The organism is Saccharothrix sp. CCNWYY140 (genome assembly GCF_037401995.1).
Classification (GTDB): domain Bacteria; phylum Actinomycetota; class Actinomycetes; order Mycobacteriales; family Pseudonocardiaceae; genus Actinosynnema.
The window spans coordinates 1-8,053 of the sequence record NZ_JBBEGC010000207.1 but is presented as its reverse complement, the minus strand read 5'-3'; the positions used below and the strand labels follow the sequence as shown (position 1 = coordinate 8,053).

General features: G+C 71.5%; 6 protein-coding genes. 4 read left to right on the top strand and 2 right to left on the bottom strand.

Annotated features, from left to right (window positions below; translation table 11 throughout):
• Positions 1 to 97: 97 nt before the first annotated feature.
• Both WBN91_RS38210 and WBN91_RS38205 read right to left on the bottom strand, forming a co-directional pair.
• Positions 98 to 2,815: an nSTAND1 domain-containing NTPase gene (locus WBN91_RS38210; RefSeq protein WP_337729181.1), complete on the bottom strand. Its 2,718-nt coding sequence runs from the start codon at positions 2,813 to 2,815 to the stop codon at positions 98 to 100.
• A 142-nt stretch (positions 2,816 to 2,957) separates the two neighbouring features.
• On the bottom strand, positions 2,958 to 4,130 hold the full coding sequence (locus WBN91_RS38205) for an ROK family transcriptional regulator (protein ID WP_337729182.1): 1,173 nt from the start codon (positions 4,128 to 4,130) through the stop codon (positions 2,958 to 2,960).
• Positions 4,131 to 4,191: 61 nt separating this feature from the next.
• Between WBN91_RS38205 and xylA the strand changes: the two genes are divergently transcribed.
• Genes xylA through WBN91_RS38185 form a run of 4 tightly spaced genes read left to right on the top strand, consistent with a single transcriptional unit; the run spans position 4,192 to position 7,917 of the window.
• A complete protein-coding gene (xylA, locus tag WBN91_RS38200) occupies positions 4,192 to 5,328 on the top strand; it encodes a xylose isomerase (RefSeq protein ID WP_337729183.1) in 1,137 nt (378 codons plus the stop codon).
• Positions 5,325 to 6,704 carry a xylulokinase gene (xylB, locus tag WBN91_RS38195; RefSeq protein ID WP_337729184.1) on the top strand — a complete coding sequence of 460 codons (1,380 nt, stop codon included), beginning with the start codon at positions 5,325 to 5,327 and terminating at the stop codon, positions 6,702 to 6,704. The genes xylA and xylB overlap by 4 nt, the downstream gene beginning before the upstream one ends.
• Positions 6,705 to 6,760: 56 nt before the next feature.
• On the top strand, positions 6,761 to 7,312 hold the full coding sequence (locus WBN91_RS38190) for a hemerythrin domain-containing protein (RefSeq protein WP_337729185.1): 552 nt from the start codon (positions 6,761 to 6,763) through the stop codon (positions 7,310 to 7,312).
• Positions 7,312 to 7,917 (top strand): flavodoxin family protein, encoded by a 606-nt coding sequence (locus tag WBN91_RS38185; RefSeq protein WP_337729186.1) that lies wholly within the window; start codon positions 7,312 to 7,314, stop codon positions 7,915 to 7,917. Before WBN91_RS38190 ends, WBN91_RS38185 begins: the two co-directional genes overlap by 1 nt.
• The last annotated feature ends 136 nt before the right edge of the window (positions 7,918 to 8,053 follow it).

Sequence of the window (8,053 nt, the reverse complement as noted above, 5' to 3'; positions counted from 1 at the left end):
GTGGGGGAACCGAGGCCCTCCACTTGTAGGTAACACCTACCGCGCGCTCCGCGCGCGAAGTGCGCGCTGCGCGCGCCGAGAAGTGCGTGGGGTGGTGTTACTGGCAAGGCGGATGGTACTTGATACCGTTGAAGTTCCTGCGCCATTCTTCCTGTGTCAACGGCTGTCCCGCCGTTTCACACATGTTGGCGATCGCCAAGTCCAAGTTGAACTCCCAAGACCTGCTCGTCCCGTCCGAGTTGGCCGTGGTAACCCAATCCGGCGCGTCGCCAAAGCTCACTCCATAAATGTTGTCCGTGTTCCCGCTGATCCGCCCCCGCTGCACCGGGGACTGCCGGGAGGACAGGTCCCACATCCTGACCGTGCTGTCCTTGCCGACGCTGGCCAGGGCCGTTCCGTCGCGGCGGAAGCCCAGGGCCGTCACGCGGTCCTGGTGGGCGTCGATGGTGGTGATCTTGGTGGGGGCCCACGGGTTTGCCGACAGGTCCCACACGCGGATGGTGCCGGAGCGGCCGGCTACCGCGATGGTGGTGGCGTCTTGGGTCAGGGCTGTGGTGGAGACGTCTTCGCCGTCGTCGAGTTCGCCGATCTGCTTCGGGGTTGCGGGGTTGGCGATGTCCCAGAGGCGGACGGTGCTCTGGTTGTCGACGGTGGCCAGGATGTTGCCCTTGACGGGGGAGAAGGCGATGTTGCTGATGAACCTCGGGTGCGTGGTGATGGTGCCGACCTGGACCGGCTGGTACGGGTTCGTCGTGTCCCACAGGCGCACCACGGCCGGGCTTTCCACCGTGGCCAGGATGTGGCCGTTCGGGGCGAAGACGGCGTGGATCAGGGGGCGGCTGAACGTGTGGGCCAGGACGGGGGCCCTTGCGTCGGTGACGTCCCAGATCTGGGTGTCCGGGGTTTCGTCGGTCGTGGCGAAGGCCTGTTCGCTGGGGGTGACCACGAGGCTGGTCACGGAGTTGCGCGGGGTCAGGGAGGAGCCCAGGCGCTTGTAGATGTTGTCGTCCGCCGGGACCGGTACGCGGGCGTTGGGGAGGGCGGTGCCGTCGGGGCCGGTGGTGGGGCCGGTTTGGTAGACCGAGCGGGTGACCATGTCGGCGCTGGTGGCGGCGTGGAAGCTCAGGACCTGGTCGCGCAGGTCGTCGGTGTGGCTGAGTTGGTAGGCCGCGATGATCAGCTGGTTGGCCAGGCGTTGGTCGGTGGTGCGCTTGCTCTGGGCCTCGTTGGCGACCAGGCGGGCTACCGAGAGGTTGCGTTCCTGGGCCGCTTGTTTTTGGGCGCGGATGGCTAGGACCACCGCGCTGCCGGCGAACAAGAGGAGGACCAGGAGCAGGGCGACCAGCTGGCGCAGCCTGCGGGTCTGGCGGTGGTCATGTTTGCGCTGCTCGTTGCGGGCGTCCTGGCTGGCCTTGAGGAAGTCGCGTTCGGTGGCGCTGGTGCGGACGCCGTCGCGGGTGGTCCACTCCAGGGCCGTGTCCAGGCGGGTGCCCCGGTAGAGGGCGTCCGGGTCGCGGTCCAGGGAGTCCCAGGTGGCCGCCGCCTCGGTGAGCTGGCGCATGGTGCGCAGGCCGTCCCGGTCGGTGCTCAGCCAGTTGCGCAGGCGGGGCCACGAGCGGATCAGGGCCTCGTGGGAGATCTCCACCGTGTCCCGGTCGAGGGTCAGCAGGCGGGCGTGGGCCAGGCGGTCGAGCACCACGTCCACGTCCACGTCGTGGTCGAGTTCGGCGCGTGGCAGGCGGCGCTTGGTGTCCTCGGTGCCGTCGCCCAGGGCGGTGAGGCGCAGGAACACCTGGCGGGCCAACGCCCGCTGCTGCTTCTCCAGGGACGTGAAGGTGCGTTCGGCGGTCTGGGCGATGGCGTGTTGGATGCCGCCCGCCGCCTCGTAGCCGGCGAGGGTGAGGGTGGTGCCCCGCCGCCGGCGCCAGGTTTCGAGGAGGGCGTGGGACAGGAGGGGCAGGACGCCTGCCTGGCCGGTCGCGTCGGCGATCAGGCGGGAGACCAGGGCCGTTTCGACCGTGCAGTTCGCCTTGACCGCGGGCTGCATGATGACCTGGCGCAGCTCCTCCGGACCCATCGGGCCGAGCAGGAGCTGCCCGTCGGTGATGGCCTCCACCAGGTTCGGGTACTGGGCGCAGTGGCCGTAGAAGTCGGCCCGGACGCCCACGACCACCCGGCAGTCGGCGGTGAGCAGCGCGTCGATGAACGCGGCGCGCTGGTCGGGGTCGGTGCAGAGGGTGAACAGCTCCTCGAACTGGTCGACGATCAGCAGGTCCTGGTCGGCGGCGGTGAGGGTGAACCCGGTCTCCGCCGGCGTGGTGACCTTCGTCCGGTCCGTCCGGCGGGGCACCAGGCCGGCGCGCAGCAGCGACGACTTGCCCGCGCCCGACGCGCCGAAGACGGCGACGAACCGGCGCTGGGCGATGCGGTGCTCCAGGTCCTCCAGCACGTGGTCGCGGCCGAAGAACCACTCGGCGTCCTCGGTGCCGTAGGCGGCCAGGCCCGCGTAGGGCGGGTGGCTCTCGTCGGCGGTCGGGTGGGGCGTGGGCAGCACCTCGGCGGCGACCCGGTGCCAGCGGTCCTCCCACTCGGCCACGTCGCCCTCGCACGCGCGGACGTAGGCCAGGGTGACCGCGAGGGTGGGCAGCTTCCGGCCGCCAGCCGCGTCGGACAGCGTGGTGGCCGAGTAGTGGGCGCGCGCGCCCAACTGGCGGTAGCTGTACCCGCCCGCCTTGTCCCGCAGCGACCTCAGGTCCGCCGCGAACTTCAGCAGCGGGCTGTCGCCCACGTCCAACGGGCGTTCTCCACGCGGCACCGGTTCACCCCCTGACCAAGGTCCCCGAGTTCCGGGGTGCCGTCCAGGCTTTCAGATTCCGCCTCTGGACGAGTCCGCTTCCCGCGTGCGCATCCGGGTGAACCGGTCCAGGGGCGCACCCACAGTGTGCCTTGTCCCGCGATCAGGACCGGGCGGCGGTGATGTAGGGGTCCGGGTCGGCCAGGATCGCCCGGACCGCGGTGGTGGCCGCGCCGCGCACGGCGGCCTCCGGACCCAACGTCGAGGTCAGGACGGTGGTGGGGGACCAGCGGGCGCCCAGGACGCGTTCGCGGAGGGTGGTTTCCAGCGAGGTGGTGAGCCAGGGGGCCAGGCGGGCGTAGGTGCCGCCCAGGACGACCGTGGGCAGGTCGAGCAGGTTCACCGCGCCGGACAGGGCGGTGCCCAGCCACTTCGCGGCGTCGGACACGGCCGTGGTGGCGGACGGGTCGCCCGCGCGCAGCGCCTTGAGCAGGTCGTCGAGGGTGGGGCAGCCCGCGGTCTTGAGGATCTCGTCCTGGCCGGCCAGGCGTTCCAGGCAACCGCGCGAGCCGCACGCGCACGGCGGGCCGTTCGGGTCGACCTGGAGGTGGCCGATCTCGCCGCCGAAGCCGCGCACCCCGTCGAACAGGGCGCCGGCCACGACGATGCCCGCGCCGATGCCGATCTCGCCGGAGACGTGCACGAAGTCCTGGGCCCCGTGGCCGTGCCACAGCTCGGCCAGCGCCGCGAGGTTCGCCTCGTTGCCGACCTGCACGGGCACCTCCAGCGCCACCCGGGAGCGCAGCTCGCCCCGGACGTCGACCTCCTCCCAGCCCAGGTTCGGCGCGACGCGCAGCGTGCCGGTCGCCGTCTCCACCAGGCCCGGCACGGCCACGCCCACGCCGCCGATCGGCACGTCCCGCTTGAGCGCGGACTTGATCGCCGTGGCGGCCTTGGTCAGCACGCGGGCGGGGGAGGAGGTGCGGTTGTCGCTCGCGCGCAGCGTCCGGTGGCGGACCCGGCCGGTCAGGTCGACCAGGCAGGTGGCCACGTAGTCGACGCCGATCTCCACGCCCAGCCCATGCGGGCCGTCCGGGGACGGGTGCAGGGCGGTGCCCCGCCTGCCGGGGCCGGAGCGGGCCTGCGCCTCGCCCTCGACCACCAGGCCGGCCGCGATCATGCGGTCGACCAGGCTCGACACGGTCGCCTTGGTCAGGCCGGTCCGGGCGGCCACGGCGGCGCGGGACGACCCCGCGTGCGTGGCGATGGCGTCCAGCACCAGAGCGGAGTTGTGCCGTCGCACGGTGTGCTGGCTCGCGGGCTGCGGTCGGGACACCACTGGAGGATAGCGGGATCGTGCGATAAGTTCAGGCATCAAACTTATTGGAGGTGCCCTCGTGGACAAGTTCAGCTTCGGCCTGTGGACCGTCGGGTGGCAGGGCCGGGACCCGTTCGGTCTCGCGAGCCGTCCGCCGCTGGACCCGGCCGTGACCGTGCGCAAGCTGGCGGAGTTGGGGGCGTGGGGCGTCACGTTCCACGACGACGACCTGGTCCCGTTCGGCGCGGACGCGGTGGTGCGCGACAAGCGCATCGCCGACTTCCGCGCGGCCCTGGACGAGACCGGCCTGGTCGTGCCGATGGTGACCACCGACCTGTTCACCCAGCCGGTCTTCAAGGACGGCGGGTTCACCAGCAACGACCGGACCGTGCGCCGGTTCGCGCTGCGCAAGGTGCTGCGCAACCTGGAGCTCGCGGCCGAGCTGGGCGCGCAGACGATCGTGCTGTGGGGCGGCCGGGAGGGCTCGGAGGTCGACGCCGGCAAGGACGTCAAGGCCGCGCTCGACCGGTACCGGGAGGCCCTGGACACCATCGCCGCGTACTCCGAGAGCCAGGGCTACGGCTTCCGCTTCGCGCTGGAGCCCAAGCCCAACGAGCCGCGCGGCGACATCCTGCTGCCCACCATCGGGCACGCGCTGGCGTTCATCTCCACGCTGGAGCACGAGCCGCTGTTCGGCGTGAACCCCGAGGTCGGGCACGAGCAGATGGCGGGCCTGAACTTCGTGCACGGCATCGGGCAGGCGCTGTGGCAGGGCAAGCTCTTCCACATCGACCTCAACGGCCAGAAGGGTCCGCGCTACGACCAGGACTTCGTGTTCGGGCACGGCGACCTGCTGTCCGCGTTCTTCCTGGTGGACCTGCTGGAGAACGGCGGCTACGAGGGTCCGCGCCACTTCGACTACAAGCCGTTGCGCACCGAGGACTTCGACGGCGTGTGGGCCAGCGCGGCGGCCAACATGCGCACCTACAAGCTGCTCAAGGAGCGGGTGGCCGCGTTCCGCGCGGACCCGGAGGTCCAGGAGGCGTTGCAGGCCAGCGGCGTCTTCGAGCAGTCCGAGTCCACGCTCGACGCCGGTGAGTCCATCGAGGACTTCATCAAGGCGGAGGAGGACATCACGGCGGCGACCGAGAGGGGTTACGGCTTCGTGCACCTCGGCCAGCTCGCGCTGGAGCACCTGTTGGGCGCGCGCGGATGACCCTCGTCGCGGGTGTCGACTCGTCCACCCAGTCCTGCAAGGTGGTCGTGCGCGACGCCGAGAGCGGTGCGCTGGTGCGGGAAGGCCGGGCGGCGCACCCGGCCGGCACGGAGGTCGACCCGGCGGCGTGGTGGGACGCGTTGCAGGAGGCGATCCGGGCGGCCGGTGGCGTCGACGACGTGGCCGCGGTGTCCGTCGCGGCGCAGCAGCACGGGATGGTCTGCCTGGACTCGTCGGGCGAGGTCGTGCGGCCCGCGCTGCTGTGGAACGACACGCGGTCGGCGGGCGCGGCGGTCGACCTGATCGAGGAGTTGGGCGGTCCGGCGAAGTGGGCGGAGGCGGTCGGCAACGTGCCGGTCGCGTCCCTCACCGTGACCAAGCTGCGGTGGCTGGCGCGCAACGAGCCGGCCAACGCGGACCGGACGGCCGCGGTGTGCCTGCCGCACGACTGGCTGACCTGGCGGTTGGCCGGCGGTACCTCGTTGGAGGCGTTGACCACCGACCGCAGCGACGTCAGCGGCACCGGGTACTGGTCACCGTCCACAGAGGACTACCGGTCGGACCTGCTGGAGCTGGCGTTCGGGAAGGTGCCGGTGCTGCCGTCCGTGCTGGGTCCGGCGGAGTTGGTCGCCGGCCGGTTCGGCGTCGGCGCGGGGGACAACGCGTCCGCCGCGTTGGGCGTGCAGGCCCGGCCTGGTGACGTGGTCGTGTCGATCGGCACCTCCGGCACCGCGTTCGCGCGGGCGCTGGCGCCGGTGGCCGACGGCAGCGGGACGGTGAACGGGTTCGCCGACGCCGAGGGCGGTTACCTGCCCCTGGTGTGCACGCTCAACGCGTCCCGCGTGCTCGACGCGACCGCCGCGTTGCTGGGGGTCGGCCTGGACGAGCTGTCCCGGTTGGCGCTGAGCGCGCCCGCCGGGGCGGACGGCCTGGTGCTGGTGCCGTACTTGGAGGGCGAGCGCACGCCCAACAAGCCGGACTCGACGGGCGCGGTGCACGGTCTGCGCCTGGACACCTCCACCCCCGCCCACCTGGCGCGGGCGGCGGTGGAGGGGTTGCTGTGCAGCCTGGCCGACGCCATCGACGCGCTGAAGGAGCTGGGGACGCCGGTCGAACGGGTGCTGCTGATCGGCGGCGGCGCCCAGTCGCAGGCGGTGCGGACCCTCGCGCCCGCGGTCTTCGGCTGCCCGGTGCTCCTGCCCGCGACCAGCGAGTACGTGGCCGACGGCGCAGCCAGGCAGGCCGCATGGGCGGTGTCCGGCGCGGAGGAGCCGCCGCACTGGTCGGAGCTGACCTCGACCCTGTTCGAGGCCGACCCGACCCCGTGGGTGCGGGAGCGCTACGCCGCCGCGCGGGAGTTGACCGTGTCGAAGTGAGGTCGCCCGCGATCGGGGTGTCGATTCGGCTCCCCGATCGCGGGTAACCCGCGTGCATGAACGACGAAGAAGACGTGATCGCACTGCTGGTCCGCCAGCACGGGGAGATCCGCGACCTGTTCGCCGAGGTCGAGACCGCGCACGGGGATGCCCGCAAGGACGCGTTCCGCCGGCTGGTCCGGCTGCTCGCGGTGCACGAGACGGCGGAGGAGGAGATCGTCCACCCCGCCGCCCGCAGGGGTGAAGGCGGAGACGCCGTGGTGGACGCCCGCGTGGCCGAAGAACGCCGCGCCAAGGAACTGCTGTCCACCCTCGACAACATCGGCCCCGACGCCGAGGCCTTCGACACCCTGCTGTTCGAACTCCGCGACGACGTCCTGGCCCACGCGAGGCACGAGGAGCAGGAGGAGTTCCCGCGCCTGCGCGAGGAGTACGACGGCGACCGCCTGCGGGCCCTGGCCAACGCCGTGCGCGCGGCAGAAACCATCGCCCCGACCCGACCGCACCCAGGTGTCGAATCCTCCGCGGCGAACATGCTCTTGGGACCGCCCGTGGCCATCATGGACCGAGCCCGCGACCTGATCCGGTCGGCGCTGGGGAGGTCGTGATGCGGGCGGTGGTCCTGCACTGCACCCTGAAGAAGTCCCCCGAGCAGTCCAACACCGAACTGCTGTCCGCCGTGGTGGAGAACGAACTCCGCTCACGCGGCGTCGACGTTCACCCGATCCGGGTAGTAGACCGCAACGTGCCGCCCGGGGTTGTCACCGACTTGGGTGACGGAGACGAATGGCCCGCCATCCACGAGGAGTTGCTGCGCTCGGAGATCCTGGTCGTGGCAACCCCGACGTGGGTGGGCCGGCCGTCGTCGATCGCCCAGCGGGTCCTGGAACGCATGGACGCCATGATCTCGGAGAAGGACGACGAGGGCCGTCCGGTGGCGTACAACCGGGTGGCGGGCGTCGTGGTGACGGGTAATGAGGACGGGGCGCACCACGTGATCAGCGAGGTGTCGGGGGCACTGCTCGACATCGGGTACACGGTGCCTGGACAGGCGTGGACGTACTGGAACATGGGACCCGGCCCAGGCCCAAGCTTCACCGACACCAACCTCGGCCACGAGTGGTCGGTGACCACGGGCAAGGCGATGGCGGCAAACCTCCACGCAGCAGCAGAAGCCCTAACCAAACACCCCATCCCAGCCCCACCCAGCTAACCCGCACCCGAACCCGAACCCGCGCCACGCTTTTCACGAAGCTGCCGCACGGCACACCCCAACTTGGGCTTCTTGCTTGTGTCATCCCCGTATGGCCTGCCCGAAGGGCTACCACATTTTCCGGGGGTTGCAGCCG

What these genes read in the sequence shown, in the direction of transcription:
- xylB (WP_337729184.1), top strand. Translation starts at nt 5,325, where the DNA reads ATGACCCTCGTCGCGGGTGTCGACTCGTCCACCCAGTCCTGCAAGGTG.
- WBN91_RS38190 (WP_337729185.1), top strand. Translation starts at nt 6,761, where the DNA reads ATGAACGACGAAGAAGACGTGATCGCACTGCTGGTCCGCCAGCACGGG.
- WBN91_RS38185 (WP_337729186.1), top strand. Translation starts at nt 7,312, where the DNA reads ATGCGGGCGGTGGTCCTGCACTGCACCCTGAAGAAGTCCCCCGAGCAG.